Consider the following 13,686-nt stretch of genomic DNA (forward strand, 5'->3'; position numbering starts at 1 on the left):
CCTTCCTTGATCGTTGAGACGGGGAAGTCCCGGGGTGGCGGAAGGCGGTGCACGGGTGGGCTCGGGAGGGCTGGAGCTGCCCCCTGGTGACGAGGGTCACGAGGGAAACTCCACAGACGTCCCGCCCGGCGCGGTGTCCCTGGCCCGTCCGATGGACGCCACGGGGTCCATCGGGCCGGAACTGGACTGGGACGCCGACGCCTGGCTCGAGGTGCGCACCCGCGCCCAGCGGGCGGGCCGCGCCTACATCTGGCTGAACCTCGTCGAACAGCGGCTGCGCGCGGTGGTCGCCGCCGTGCTGCGCCCCATCTACGAGCCCGTCCACGGCGACGACTGGGTGGTGGCCGCGGCCGGCCCCGCCGGACAGGAGTGGGTGCAGCGGGCGGCCGCCGTCCGCGAGGTCAGCCGCCGCAAGGGCTATCTGCTCGACCCGGCCGACGACAACGTGCTCAGCTTCCTCACGCTGCCGCAGCTGCGCGAGCTGGTCGTCCAGCACTGGCCCTGCTTCGAGCCCTACTTCGACGAGCGCCGCGACCTCGAACTCGCCCTGGACGAGCTGGAGGTGACCCGCAACGTCGTCTCCCGCAACCGCGCGCTGTCGGAGGCGGTCCTGAACCAGGCCGAGCGGGCCTCGGCCCGGCTGCTGGAGATGCTCGGCGCAGGCGGCGACGTGCCCTCCGCGCGCCGGCTGCCCGTCGACGCGGTCGAGGACCTGGTGGGGGACCGGTACGCGGACGTGGTGGCCGTCCACGCCGACCGGGTCCGGCTCATGCGCCAGTTCCCGGCCGAGGACCTCTTCGGGGGCGCCCGCCGGCTCGACGCCATCGGCATCGGCCTCAACCTGCTGGTGCAGAACTTCTCCGGCCGCCGGCTGGTCCGGCTGGCGGAGTCCGGCTGCCGGGTGCGCCTGCTCTTCCTCAACCCGGCCTCCAGCGCGGTGAAGCGCCGCGAGCGGGAACTGGGGATGAAACGGGGCGAACTGAGTCGCTCCGTCGAGATGAACATCCTGCACATGCGCCGGGTGCGGTCCCGGCTCCGCGACCCCGGCGCCTTCGAGATCCAGGTCTACGACGAGACGCCCCGCTGCACCGCCTACCTGGTCGACGGGGACGGCGCCGACGGGATCGCCGTGGTGCAGTCCTATCTGCGCGGGGCGCGCGGCATGGAGTCTCCCGTGCTGGTGCTGCGCAACGGCAGCAGGCTGGTCAAGTCGGACGACCTCGGGGAGGTCGGACTCTTCCCGACCTACCGTGAGGAGTTCGAGCAGGCTTGGGCCGATTCGCGCCCGGTGTCCTGAACTGTCCACCCCGGTAAGCGGAACGCGGTCACCGGATTGTCAGTGCCGCGTGCGAGGGTGGAGGCCACTGGGGGAAAGCACCACCGAGAAGGGGGGCCGCCGATGGGCTGGCACCGGGAGCTGCTGATCGGCTTCGACCTGGAGACGACCGGGACCGATCCGTACGAGGCGCGCATCGTCACCGGCGCGGTCATCGAGGTCAGGGCGGGCGAGCCCGTGGGCCGCCGGGAGTGGCTGGCCGATCCGGGCGTGGAGATCCCGGCCGACGCCGTCGCCGTGCACGGCATCACCAACGAACGCGCGGCCGCCGAGGGCCGCCCGGCCGACCAGGTCGCCGACGCCCTGGCCGAGGTGCTGACCGGGTACTGGAAGACGGGAGTGCCGGTCGTCGCCTACAACGCGGCCTTCGACCTCACCCTGCTCTCCGCCGAACTGCGCCGGCACGGCCTGCCGTCGCTCGCCGACCGGCTCGGCGGCCGCGCCCCGGCACCGGTCATCGACCCCTACACGATCGACCGCCGGGTCGACCGCTACCGCCGCGGCAAGCGGAACCTGGAGGCGGTCTGCGCCGAGTACGGCGTCGTCCTGGGCGCCGCCCACAACGCCTCGGCCGACGCCCTCGCGGCGGCCCGGCTCGCCTCCGCCATAGCCGGCCGCCACCCGAAGGTCGCGTCCCTCGGGCCGGCGGAGCTGCACGACCGTCAGATCGAGTGGTACGCCGAATGGGCGGCGGACTTCCAGGCGTTCCTGCGCCGCAAGGGGGAGGCGGACGCGGTGGTGGACGGCGTGTGGCCGGTGCGCGAACCGGCGGACAGCCGGACGGCGTAGCCGCCCGCCGTCAGAACGGGTACCAGCGCACCGTCTCGTCGCCGTCCCGCAGGGACGCCACCCGGCGCCCGAACTCGGCCAGCGCCGCGGGGTTGCTCGGGGCGTGCTGGGCCACCCACGCGCAGCTCGCCGTCTCGCGGGCGCCGCGCAGCACGGCGCAGCCCTCCCACTCCCGCACGTCCCAGCCGTAGGCGTCGGTGAAGGAGTCGTACGCCTCGGCGGGCAGACCGTAACGGTCGCGGGAGAGGGCCATGACCACCAGGTCGTGCTCGCGCAGATCGGCGGAGAAGGTCTCCAGGTCGACGAGGACGGGGCCGTCGGGTCCGATGTGCACGTTGCGGGGCAGCGCGTCGCCGTGGATCGGCCCCGGCGTCAGGCGGGGCGTCAGCGCGGCCGCCGCGGCGGCGAACCCGTCCCGGCGCTCGCGCAGGTAGGCCGCGTCCTCCGGGGCGATCGCCCGGCCCGCGAGCCGCAGCCAGCGCTCCACCCCGCCCAGCAGATCGCGGGGCGGCAGGGGGACCGGGGGCGCGGGCAGCGCGTGCACGATCCGCAGCAGCCGGGCCAGGTCCCGGGGTTCGGCCGGCCGTACCGGATCGGGCAGCCGGTGCCACACCGTCACCGGGTGACCGTCCACCAGCAGCGGCTCCGGCTCCGCCGCCCGCACCGCGGGCACGTCCGCCCCGGCCAGCCAGCCGGCGATGTCCAGTTCGCGGCGGGCCCGGTCGAGCAGTGTGGCGTCCCGGCCGACCTTGACCACCAGGTCGCCCGCGGCGAACACCGCGTTCTCGCCGAGGGCGAGGAGCCGCGCCTCCCGCGCCGGGCCCGGCAGCACCTTCGCCGCGGCCAGTACGTCCCGCGCCCGTGCCTCGTCCATCGTCCGCCTCCGCGCCGTCTTCCCGTGCCGTGTCCTGCCGGTGCCCGGCCAGTCTTTCATTCGCGCAGCTCGGACCGGGTGGGAGGGCGGCGGGATGCGCGCGGTGACGGCCACCGGTGGACGCGGGTGTAAATCATTTGAACGAGACGTCTCGTCTCGCCTAGCCTCGGGGCATGACCGCACCCGTCCGGCCCGCCCACATCGCCATGTTCTCCATCGCCGCCCACGGCCATGTGAACCCCAGCCTGGAGGTGATCCGCGAACTCGTCGCCCGGGGCCACCGGGTCACCTACGCCATCCCGCCCGCCTTCGTCGAGAAGGTGGCCGCCACCGGCGCCCGGCCCGTGCCCTACACCTCCACCCTGCCCGGACCCGACGCCGACCCGGAGGCGTGGGGGAGCACCCTGCTGGACAACGTGGAGCCCTTCCTCGACGACGCGATCCAGGCGCTGCCGCAGCTCGTCCGGGCCTACGAGGGTGACGAACCCGACCTCGTGCTGCACGACATCGCCTCCTACCCGGCCCGCGTCCTCGCCCACCGCTGGGGCGTCAGGGCCGTCTCCCTCTCCCCGAGCCTGGTCGCCTGGGACGGCTACGAGGAGGAGGTCGCCGAGCCGATGTGGGCTGAGCCGAGGAAGACCGAGCGGGGCCGTGCCTACTACGCCCGTTTCGCGGCCTGGCTCGCGCGGAACGGGATCACCGAGCACCCCGACGCGTTCGCCGGCCGCCCCGCCCGCTCCCTGGTCCTCATCCCCAAGGCCCTCCAGCCGCACGCCGACCGGGTGGACGAGCGCGTGTACACCTTCGTCGGCGCCTGCCAGGGCGACCGCGCCGACCAGGGCGGCTGGCAGCGCCCCGACGGCGCCCGGAAGGTGGTCCTGGTCTCCCTCGGCTCCGCCTTCACCCGGCAGCCCGCCTTCTACCGCGCGTGCGTGCGCGCCTTCGCCGACCTGCCCGGCTGGCACCTCGTCCTCCAGATCGGCCGGCACGTCGACCCGGCCGAACTGGGCGACGTGCCCGAGGGCGTGGAGGTGCGCGACTGGGTGCCGCAACTGGCGGTGCTGCGGCAGGCCGACCTGTTCGTCACGCACGCCGGCGCGGGCGGCAGCCAGGAGGGACTGGCCACCGCCACGCCGATGATCGCCGTGCCCCAGGCCGCCGACCAGTTCGGCAACGCCGCCGTCCTGGAGTCCCTGGGGGTCGCCCGCCGCCTGGACACCGGGGAGGCCACCGCCGACCGCCTGCGCGAGGCCGCGCTCGCCCTGGCCGACGACCCGGAGGTGGCCCGGCGCCTGAAGGAGATACAGGCCGGCATGGCGCACGAGGGCGGCACCCACCGGGCGGCGGACCTGATCGAGGCCGAACTGGCCGCGGGCCGCCCCATGTGACGGCCCCCTCCCGCGGCGAGCGGGGGGACGGCAGGGGCCCGCCGGTTCCCGGGGAACCGGCGGGCCCTCGTCGACGGCGGGGTCAGACGGTCAGCCTCTCGTCCGTCGCGCGCGCCGGGGCGGCCGGGCCCGGCTCCGGCGACTCGTCGTGGGTCAGGTCGGGCAGCCGGTGCAGCCACTTCGGCAGGTACCAGTTGCGCTCCCCGAGCAGGGCCATCACCGCGGGCAGCAGCACCCCGCGGATGACCGTCGCGTCGATGAGGACCGCGGCGGCCAGGCCCACGCCCATCTGCTTCATGGACTGCATGGACAGGGTGCCGAAGATCGCGAACACGGCGACCATGATGACGGCGGCGCTGGTGACGACCCCGGCCGTGGTGACCACACCGTGCTGGATCGCGTCCTTGGTGCTCCTGCCGCGCATCCGCGCCTCGCGGATCCGGGAGACCACGAACACGTGGTAGTCCATGGACAGGCCGAACAGGATCACGAACAGGAACAGCGGCAGCCAGGTGACGACCGCGCCGACGCCCTCGGCACCCACCAGCGAGGCCCCCCAGCCGTGCTGGAAGACGGCCACGAGGATGCCGTAGGCGGCGCCCACCGACAGCAGGTTGAGCACGATCGACGTGATCGCGACGGTCAGCGAGCGGAACGACAGCAGCATCAGCAGGAAGGCGAAGACGACCACGAACGCGAAGACCGGTACCACCGAGCCGAGGAGCTGGTCGTTGAAGTCCCTGTTGCCCGCCACCTGCCCGGTGATCGGCGCCTGGAGGCCCTCGACCCGGCCGAGGGTGGCGGGCCTGACCTCGTCGCGCAGCTTGTCGAGGCTCTTGACGGCCCGGTCCATGTCGGAGCCGCCGACCAGCGGTACGGACACCAGGGCGACGTCGCGCCCCTTCTCCAGCCTGATGTCGACGGGACCGCGCGAGGCGCCCGAGGAGATCGCCCGCTCCTTGAAGTCGGCCAGCGCCCGCCGGACCTCGGGCGCGTCGATGTCCTTCGCCCGGACGACCACCTGGGCGGGCTCGGAGCCGCCCGGGAACGCGTCGTTGACCCGGTTGTACGTCTGCACGATCGGCAGCGAACCGCCGAACTCCTGGTCCAGGGTGAGCTGCTGGGTCTTCATGCCGAGCGCGGGCGCGGCCACGGCGAGCAGCGCGCCGGCCGCCACCACGACGGAGACCAGCGGCTTGGCCAGCACACCCCGCAGCACGGCGGTCCAGAAGCGGCTCTCGGCCGGCGCGCCCCGCCTGGGGCGGCGGCGCAGGAACGGGATCCGGCCCTTCTCGACCCGCTCGCCCAGCAGCGACAGCAGCGCGGGCAGCACCGTCACCGAGCCGACCATGGCGACGGCGACCACCATCAGGGAGGCCAGGCCCATCGCCTCGAAGGTGGCGAGACCGGTGAACAGCATGCCCGCCATGGCCACGCACACCGTGACACCGGAGACGATGACCGCCCGGCCGCTGGTGGCGGCGGCGATCCTGAGCGCGGTGCCCGCGTCCCGGCCCGCGTCCCGCTCCTCACGCTCCCGGCGCAGGTAGAACAGGCAGTAGTCGACGCCGACGGCCATACCGACCAGCAGCATCACGGAGTTGGCGGTGTCGCTCATCGGCTGGAGGTGGCTGACGAGCCCCATGAGGCCCATCGTCGCCATGATCGCGGTGACCGCGAGCGCCACCGGCAGCAGCGCCGCCACCAGCGCGCCGAAGGCGATCAGCAGGATGCCGAGCGCCACCGGCACCGCGGAGAGCTCGGCCTGCTTGAAGTCGTCGCCGAAGGCGTCGTCGTACTGCTTCTTCATGCTGGCGCCGCCGATCTCCTCGATCCGCAGCGAGCCGTGCTTCGCCTGCACCCCGGCGACGGCGTCCAGCACCGGTGCGACGCGCTCGGCGGCGGTGTCCGCGTCGCCGCGCATGTCGAACTGCACCAGCGCGCTGCGGCCGTCCCGGGAGATGGTGCGGGTGTCGTAGGGCGAGGTCACGGCGGTGACCTTGCCGGTGGCGCCGACGGCCGCGACGACGTCGGTCACGGCGGCCCGGAACTCGCCGCTCGTGGCCCGTACGTTCCCGCCCTTGGCCTGGATCAGGACGGTCTCGCCGGCCGGCTGCTCGATGCCCGCGTCGGCGATGATCCGCGCGGCCGTGTGCGTCTCGCCCTTGAGCTGGTCGTTCTCGTCGACGTCGACCCGGCCGGCCGCCGAGCCGAGCCCCATGGCCAGGACGACGAACAGCACCCATATGCCGACGGCGGCCCAGCGGTGCCGGGCGCTCCATCCGCCGGCGCGGGCGGCCAGCCCCCGCACCCGCACGTCCGTGTTCCCCATGACGGGTTGTCCCCCTCGTGTGCGGTGCCGGCCCCCTGCCGCCACCTCCTCGCTTGCTCTCGACGGTAGGCGCCGCGCGCGGCGGTCTCGTCGTGCTGTCCGGTGAGCTCCGGGGGACGCGGCTCACCGCTGGGGAGGACGGCGGCCCCTTACATCTATCGCCGGCTCTCGGGGCCGTGCCTCGGGGTGTCCGATCCGCCGACAGAGATCCACTTTGTGATTACGAAAGGTTGTTGAACAAATCACAGCTGCGTGTAGGAGTTGATCCGCACCCTCCGCATCGGCCAGAGTTTCGCGGAGTCCGGCGCATGTCCGGGCCCCGGCCGTCGTGCCCGCCCCCACGGGGCACGGCGGCCGCTCTAAGGTGTCCGGATGACGACCTATGCGGCACTGCTGCGCGGAATCAACGTCGGTGGCAGCAGGAAGGTCCCGATGGCCGACCTGCGCACGCTCATGACCGGTCTCGGGTACGACGGGGTACGGACCCATCTGCAGAGCGGTCAGGCCGTGTTCACCGCCGACGGTGGTGACGAGGAGTCGCTGGCGGCCGAGTTGGCCGGGGCGGTCGGGGAACGGTTCGGCTTCCCGGTCGACGTGATCGTGCGCGACCACGCCTACCTGCGCGCGGTGGTCGCGGGCTGTCCCTTCCCGGCCGACGCACTGGAGCCCAGGCAGCTGCACGTCACCTACTTCTCCGCCCCGGTCACCGCCGAGCGGTTCGCGGAGATCGACCCCGGGGCGTACCTGCCCGAGGAGTTCCGGCTCGGCGACCGCTGCCTGTACCTGTACGCCCCCGACGGCGTCGGCCGCTCCAAGCTCGCCGAGGCGCTGTCCCGGCCGCGGACCGGCAAGGGCCTGATCGCCACCAGCCGCAACTGGAACACCGTCACCAAGCTGGTCGAGCTGACCACGCCCTGAGCCGCCCGCGCCGGGCACGGACCGCACCCTGATTGGACCACTGAGAACGTCCTGGATTGGGCCGGGATCTTGAGCCAACGGCGCACTAGCGTCAGCGTCATGACCGCATCCGAGCACGGCCGTACGACCACCGCCCCCGACCCGGCCCGGGTCGACTTCTTCTTCGACCCCGCCTGCCCCTTCGCCTGGATCACCTCCCGCTGGCTGCTGGAGGTCGAACAGGCCCGCCCGCTCGACCTGCGCTTCCGCGTCATGAGCCTGTACCTGCACAACACGGGCAACGAACTGCCCGACTGGTACCGGGACCTGGTCGACCGGTCGATCGGCCCGGTGCGGGTCGCCGCGGCCGCCGCCGAACGGCAGGGCCCGCAGGTGCTGCGCGACCTGTACACCGCCTTCGGCACCCGCATCCACGAACGCGGGCAGAAGGACTTCGACGCGGTGGTCGCCGAGTCGCTGACCGAACTCGGGCTCCCGGCCGACCTCGCGGCCGCCGCCCACGACCCGTCGTACGACGACGCGGTGCGCCGCAGTCACGAGGCGGGCGCGGAACCGGACTCCGGCGGCTACGTCGGCACGCCCACGCTGCACGTCGACGGCACGGTGTGGTTCGGACCCGTACTGCGGGCCGTCCCGCGCGGCGCCGAGGCGGCCGAACTCTTCGACAGCTTCCGCACGCTGGCCCGCCACCCCGACTTCTTCGAACTCAAGCGCACCCGCACCGGCGGCCTGCGCTTCGACTGAACCGGTGCCCGGGCGGCGCGAGTTGGCCGATAACCGCCCCTCGGGAGCCGTGCCGGCAGCACACCCGTGACACATCCGCCGGAACAGACGCAGAGACAAGAGCCGTCCGTGGTCCGACGTCACAGGGGAACGCCGGACCACGGACGGCCGACGCCCCGGCGTCTCCCGGCGCGGCCCCGCGCCTCCCGCCGTGTCCCGGCTCTGGGAACCCCGGGACAAACGCTCCCCGTTGTCCCTAGGGTGAGGCGCGCGGAGAACGGCCGAGGGGGACGGATGACTGTGACGGGGCGACCATTACCGAAGCTGCCGCAGTACCGCAGGGACTCGGTGACCCGCCGCCTGTGCGCCTCCGCGCACCTCGACGACGCCTTCGCCCGCTACGTCGACCGGGCGCTCACCGGGGACCGCCTCGACGCCCTCGGGCTCAGCCTCGGCATCAACTTCGTCGCCCTCGCCCGCCACGCCCGGGTCGCCGCCCGCCGCCGCGAGGCCCTCGACAGCCGGCTGGCCCGGCTCGCGGTGATCGCGATCCTCTCCTTCCTGACCGGGGTGACGGGGGCGGTCAACGGACACTGGTCCCTCGTATGGGTGGCGATTTTCGGCCCTCTCGGCACGTACGCGGTGGCCTGGACCCTGGTCCACCGCAAGGAGTCCGTGGGCCGGGACACCGCACGCGAGGTGTTCCAGGCCACCGAGAAGCCCGAGCGGACGGCGCCGCCCGTCGAGCCCGAGGCCGAGGCCTGGCTCGGCGAGCTGAAACGCGCCAACGTCCTGCCGTACGCGGACGCGGCCGCCCGGACCAACCCCTTCGTCGGCAGCGGCGCCAAGCTCAAGGAGGTGGTGTGGCAGCCCATCGACGTCAGCAGGCCGGCCGACGCCCCCGGCGGCGGCAAACTCCCGCTGCTCCCCTTCGACGCCGTCGACCTGCACACCTATGTGGCCCGGCACCTGGAATCCATCGCCGGCCTGCCCGGCCTGCGGGCGCAGAACCGGCTCTACGTCCTCGGCAGCAACGCCTGCTTCCTGCCCGAGCTGGTGCCCGACCGCACCCGCAGACCGCACGCCCGGATACCCAGCGAACTGGTGCGCGCCGGCCTGGAGAACCCCGGCGCCGGCATGCGCACCCACCTCTGCCTGGAACGCATCGGCGAGGGCGGCCGCATGATCGTCTCCATGTACCTGCGGGCCATCCTGCAGCCGCCCAGCCTCACCTGGGAGGTTGCCGCGTACGTGATACCCCCGCTGGACGGCCGCTTCCTCCGTGTCGACCGGCTGCCGGTGGCCCCCCGCGAACGCTGGTGGAGCCTCGTCCGGTACGCCACCGCCCACACCGGCCCGTACCTGCGCGGCTCCCTCGGCCGGGTGCGCGACCGCCGCGCCTGGCGGCGCGACCACGCCCGCGTGCTGGCCCGTGAACGCAAGGCGATCGACAAGCAGCACCTCCTGTACGACTACGGCGCCAAGGGCAGCCTGCGCGAGGACCTCGGCGCCTGGGACGCGGCGGGCTACGCCGAGCGGACCGACGCGCAGGACTTCCTCTTCCGGCTCCAGCAGGGCGTGCTGGTCGCCACGGAACGGTTCCTGGAGGACCACCACGTCGACACCAGCTCCTACGACAAGGCCCTTCAGGTCATCAGCACGCAGACCTACAACATCGGTAACGTCAGCGGCCCCAGCATCTTCGGCAACGACGGCACGATCGCCGTGGGCGGTCAGCAGGGCCCCGGACCCCACGGCGGCCCGGGACCCCACGGCGCCCCGGCGGCCGGCCCGGCCGCACCGTGACCCACGGCCCCAGCACCGGCGGCACCCCCCGACCAGGAGTCAGGACAGGACAGTGAGCACGTACAACTTCCACGGGAACATCAACGGCCCCGCCCACATGGGCGACCACGGCCGGATCGAGGTCAACGTCCACGAACCGGCCACCGAGCCGCTCGTCCGGCTCGCCGAAGGGCTCATCGAGGCGCTGCGCGCCGAGTACCCGGTGCTCGTGCCCCACGGCGAGGCCGTCCACGGCGCGCTGATGGAGTCCGTCGGGGACGGCGGCCCGCCCAACCGGGGCCGGATCCGCTCGGCCCTGGAGACCATCAGCATCGGCGCCGCGGCCGGCACCGCCAGCCTCGCCTTCACCCAGCAGTTCATGCAGGTGCTGGGCCTGTGAGCCATCCGGGTCCGTGAGCCGCGGGGGCCCCGTGCGAGCGGGGCCCCGCGGGCGCTCACCCGGCCCGCACCACCGCCCGCACCCCGCCGCCCAGGTCCAGTTCCAGACCCGACCTGAGCGGCACCGTCTGCCCGGGCTCGACCTTCTGCGCGGTGCCGTCCGAGCGGGTGCCCGTCCAGGTCAGCGCCGACCGGTTGGCGAGACCGAACCGCCCCGGCTGCTTGGGGTGTTCGACCAGCTCCGCCACCAGCGCGGCGTCCGAGCAGTCGTGCCGGGCCGGCTCGGGCGGCAGATGGTGCTCCTGCACCCGGGCGCCCCGGCGCAGCCGGATGTGGTGCTCGGTGCGCGGCGGGGGAGTGGTCACCGTCAGCCGCGGCGGCAGCACCAGCGCCGCCCCGCAGCCCCAACAGGCACGCGGCGGCGGGTTCTCGCCAGGCTCGGTCATGTTCTGCCGCCCGCAGGACGCGCACTCCACCACCGAGTCCAGCACCGCCCGCAGCGCGTCGCGCCACTCCGACTCCCGCACCCGGGCCGCCGGATCGCGCAGCCCGACGGTGAACGAGCGCCGGAACAGCTCCTGCAGCCGGCCCGCCGCCGCGTCCCAGGTGGCCAGCACGGTCGCGTGTTCCATCGGGTCCGGCGCGTTGGAGTCGTCCACGGGGTCGAAGACGAACAGCGGGTCGCGGCCGTACAGCTTGCGCTCCGCCGCCTCGTCCAGGCAGTGGATGCCCAGTTCCCGCCTGCCCTTGAGCGGGTGGTGGTTCATCAGCAGCATGAACAGCAGCACGGCCAGGGAGTGCAGGTCGGACTGGACGCCGGGCGACGCGCCCGGATCGCCGCGCACCAGCTCCGGCGCCATGAACTCCATGGTGCCCGAGATCCCGGTCGCGTCCCCCTCCACCACCGCGTTGTCGTTGTCGCAGACCAGCACGTCACCGGTGGCCGGGTCGAAGAAGATGTTGCCCCAGGAGATGTCCCGGTAGGCGATGCCCCGCGAGTGCAGCGCCTGGTACGCCTCCACCGTGTACAGGCAGGCCGTCAGCAGCGCACGCTGACTCGTGCGCAGCTGCCGCCGGAACAGGGCCGGAAGCCCCTTGAAGCGGTCCGGGCGCACCCCCATCAGATAGCCGAACGACCCGCGGTGCTCGGGCACGTACGCCTCGGGCCACAGGAACCGGTCGTCCGCGAAGTCACGCGCCACCAGCTCCCTGACGATCGCCTGCTGCGCACCGGTCGCACAGGTCGGGTAGTACCACTTCAGCGCGCGCTCCCCGTCCGGGGTGCGCACCCGGTACACCTCGCCCTGCCCACCGGCGCCGAGCAGGCCGACGACCTCGACCCCGTCACCGTTCTCCGCCGGCAGGCGCGTCCCGCCGTCGAGCATGCCGCTCATCTACGTCTCCGTCTCCGTCTCCGTCTTGGGTTCGTCCGGCTCCGCGGCACCGGCCGCCACCGCGGTGGACTCCCCGTTCCCGCCGGCCTCGGCCTCGGCCTCGGCCCCGGCCGGTTCCGGGGCGTCCCGCGCGAAACGCAGGGCCGCCGCCAGCGTCGTGTCGTCGCCCGAATGGCGCGCCGCCTCGGCCAGCCACCGGGGCAGCACCTCGCGGACGCCCGCGCCGCCCTCCCCGGCCAGCCGCCCCGCCAGGCCCTCGACGAACGACCGGTAGCCGTCGGCCGAGGCGAAGCTCTTGGACAGCCCGTCCGTGGAGAGCACCACCAGGCGCGGGGTGCGCGCCTCCTCGAACACCGGCGCCCAGTGCATCCGCACCGACCGCCAGGCGTCCCGCCCGCACAGCGACTCCGTCTCGTCGCCCAGGTCCTCCTCGGCGGGCGCCAGCGGCCGGCTCAGCGTGCCGTCGTGCTCCACCACCGCGAGGTCGCCGTCACCGATCTGCCAGGCCACGAACAGCCAGGGCATGAGCACGGCACCGATCAGCGTCGTGCCGTACAGCACCACCTTCTCCTCGGTCCCCGGCTCCCGGGACGCCTCCTCGACGACCGGGCGGTTGCGGTCCCAGTGCCCGAGCGCGGCCTGCCGCCACTCGTGCACCAGAGCGCGCGGGAAGTCGTCCCGGGCGTACGTCATCAGCCGGGACAGCCGACCCGGCCCCTGGCAGTCGGCGGCCGCCCGGCCGAAGTGCTCGGCCAGCCCCATGAACCGGTCCACGGCGAACCGCGCGCCCAGCTCGCTGCGCGCGTGCGCCGCCGAGCCGTGCCCGTCCGCCACCGCGAGGAGCAGCGGGCTCTCACCGGTGCCCGCGCCCCGGCACTCGTACCAGTCCTGGTTGCGCCGCTTGTTGACGCCCTGGACGCTGTCGGCCAGCGTCTCCCACCGTCGCACCCCGAGCGTCACCACACGTCGTCGTCATCGTCGTCGTCCAGCACCGGCGGCGCGTACGGCTGCTTCACCATCGTCGCGGCCGTACCGGAGGCGTCACCCGCGACCGGCTGGGAGGCCGCCTTCACGGCCGCCGTGGAGGCCCACCGGATGGCGGCGGCCAGCTGTTTGGGGCTGTTGGCGTCCAGCGGCTGGAGTTCGGGGTTGCCGAGGAACTCCTGCAGCACTCCGCGGTCCGCGTCCGAGCCGATCGCGATGGCGACCCGCACCGCCTTGCGGCCCCACGGGGTGGCGTCGACGGCCTTCAGGCCCTCCCGCCAGTCGTCGGTGGGCCCCCCGTCGGAGACCAGGGCGAGCACCGGCTTCAGCGCCCGCTGCGGCATCGGCGGGGACTGCAGCTCACGCGCCACCAGGTGCAGCGCCTCACCGAGGTTGGTCATGCCGTCGACCTGCACGTCCTGCCAGGTGAAGTCGTCCACCGGGACCGGTGTCCGGTGGTGCCACTGCGCGGTGGTGGAGAACGTGACGGTGCGCAGCAGCAGTTGTGCGGCCGGGTTGTCGTGGGCCACCGCCCGCATCTCCGGAACGGCCTCCCTGATCGCGTAGTTCAGCCTCGCGATCTTGTCGCCCTGCATCGAGTACGAGCAGTCGAGCAGCCAGATGAAGTGGACCGGCCGGTTGGCCATGGGCCCGCCGGGAATGTCGCTCACGCCGTGGTTCCTTTCCGTGGACAGGTGTCGTGCGGGTGGGGTGCGCGGGTGCGCGCACCCGCGGGGGAGAGCCGGGGGTCAGCGCAGCAGCAG

General features: G+C 73.5%; 12 protein-coding genes. 7 read left to right on the plus strand and 5 right to left on the minus strand.

Annotation, left to right across the window (positions count from 1 at the left end; all coding sequences use genetic code 11):
• Positions 1–55: 55 nt before the first annotated feature.
• Positions 56–1,297 carry an SAV2148 family HEPN domain-containing protein gene (locus B446_RS28670; RefSeq protein WP_020942930.1) on the plus strand — a complete coding sequence of 414 codons (1,242 nt, stop codon included), beginning with the start codon at positions 56–58 and terminating at the stop codon, positions 1,295–1,297.
• 102 nt (positions 1,298–1,399) lie between these two features.
• Positions 1,400–2,125, plus strand: a complete 726-nt coding sequence (locus B446_RS28675) for a 3'-5' exonuclease (protein WP_020942931.1) — start codon at positions 1,400–1,402, stop codon at positions 2,123–2,125.
• A gap of 10 nt (positions 2,126–2,135) precedes the next feature.
• Here B446_RS28675 and B446_RS28680 read toward each other — a convergent pair whose 3' ends face one another.
• Positions 2,136–2,999: a phosphotransferase enzyme family protein gene (locus B446_RS28680; protein ID WP_020942932.1), complete on the minus strand. Its 864-nt coding sequence runs from the start codon at positions 2,997–2,999 to the stop codon at positions 2,136–2,138.
• 173 nt (positions 3,000–3,172) lie between these two features.
• Here B446_RS28680 and mgt point away from each other — a divergent pair, with 173 nt between their 5' ends.
• On the plus strand, positions 3,173–4,387 hold the full coding sequence (mgt, locus tag B446_RS28685) for a macrolide-inactivating glycosyltransferase (protein ID WP_020942933.1): 1,215 nt from the start codon (positions 3,173–3,175) through the stop codon (positions 4,385–4,387).
• 82 nt (positions 4,388–4,469) lie between these two features.
• Here the strand turns inward: mgt and B446_RS28690 are convergent, their stop codons facing one another.
• Positions 4,470–6,719 (minus strand): MMPL family transporter, encoded by a 2,250-nt coding sequence (locus B446_RS28690; RefSeq protein ID WP_020942934.1) that lies wholly within the window; start codon positions 6,717–6,719, stop codon positions 4,470–4,472.
• Positions 6,720–7,091: 372 nt separating this feature from the next.
• Between B446_RS28690 and B446_RS28695 the strand changes: the two genes are divergently transcribed.
• The 4 genes from B446_RS28695 to B446_RS28710 all read left to right on the plus strand — a co-directional run bounded on the left by B446_RS28695 (position 7,092) and on the right by B446_RS28710 (position 10,545).
• Positions 7,092–7,637, plus strand: a complete 546-nt coding sequence (locus tag B446_RS28695; protein ID WP_020942935.1) for a DUF1697 domain-containing protein — start codon at positions 7,092–7,094, stop codon at positions 7,635–7,637.
• A gap of 99 nt (positions 7,638–7,736) precedes the next feature.
• Positions 7,737–8,381 (plus strand): DsbA family protein, encoded by a 645-nt coding sequence (locus B446_RS28700; protein ID WP_020942936.1) that lies wholly within the window; start codon positions 7,737–7,739, stop codon positions 8,379–8,381.
• A gap of 273 nt (positions 8,382–8,654) precedes the next feature.
• Positions 8,655–10,166: a hypothetical protein gene (locus B446_RS28705; protein WP_052352195.1), complete on the plus strand. Its 1,512-nt coding sequence runs from the start codon at positions 8,655–8,657 to the stop codon at positions 10,164–10,166.
• Between the two features lie 52 nt (positions 10,167–10,218).
• Complete coding sequence (locus tag B446_RS28710; protein WP_020942938.1) at positions 10,219–10,545, plus strand: hypothetical protein; 327 nt, start codon at positions 10,219–10,221, stop codon at positions 10,543–10,545.
• Positions 10,546–10,600: 55 nt separating this feature from the next.
• On the opposite strand, the gene B446_RS28715 is transcribed toward B446_RS28710, so the two are convergent.
• From B446_RS28715 to B446_RS28725, 3 genes are read right to left on the minus strand one after another with little or no spacing between them, the layout of a single operon-like run.
• Complete coding sequence (locus B446_RS28715) at positions 10,601–11,938, minus strand: protein kinase domain-containing protein (RefSeq protein ID WP_020942939.1); 1,338 nt, start codon at positions 11,936–11,938, stop codon at positions 10,601–10,603.
• Entirely contained in the window at positions 11,939–12,901 is a 963-nt protein-coding gene (locus tag B446_RS28720) for a protein phosphatase 2C domain-containing protein (protein ID WP_020942940.1), read from the minus strand.
• Positions 12,895–13,569 (minus strand): vWA domain-containing protein, encoded by a 675-nt coding sequence (locus B446_RS28725; RefSeq protein WP_043476615.1) that lies wholly within the window; start codon positions 13,567–13,569, stop codon positions 12,895–12,897. The genes B446_RS28720 and B446_RS28725 overlap by 7 nt, the downstream gene beginning before the upstream one ends.
• Positions 13,570–13,686 lie beyond the last annotated feature (117 nt).

Origin of the sequence: Streptomyces collinus Tu 365 (assembly GCF_000444875.1) — a bacterium.
Classification (GTDB): Bacteria; Actinomycetota; Actinomycetes; order Streptomycetales; family Streptomycetaceae; genus Streptomyces; species Streptomyces collinus_A.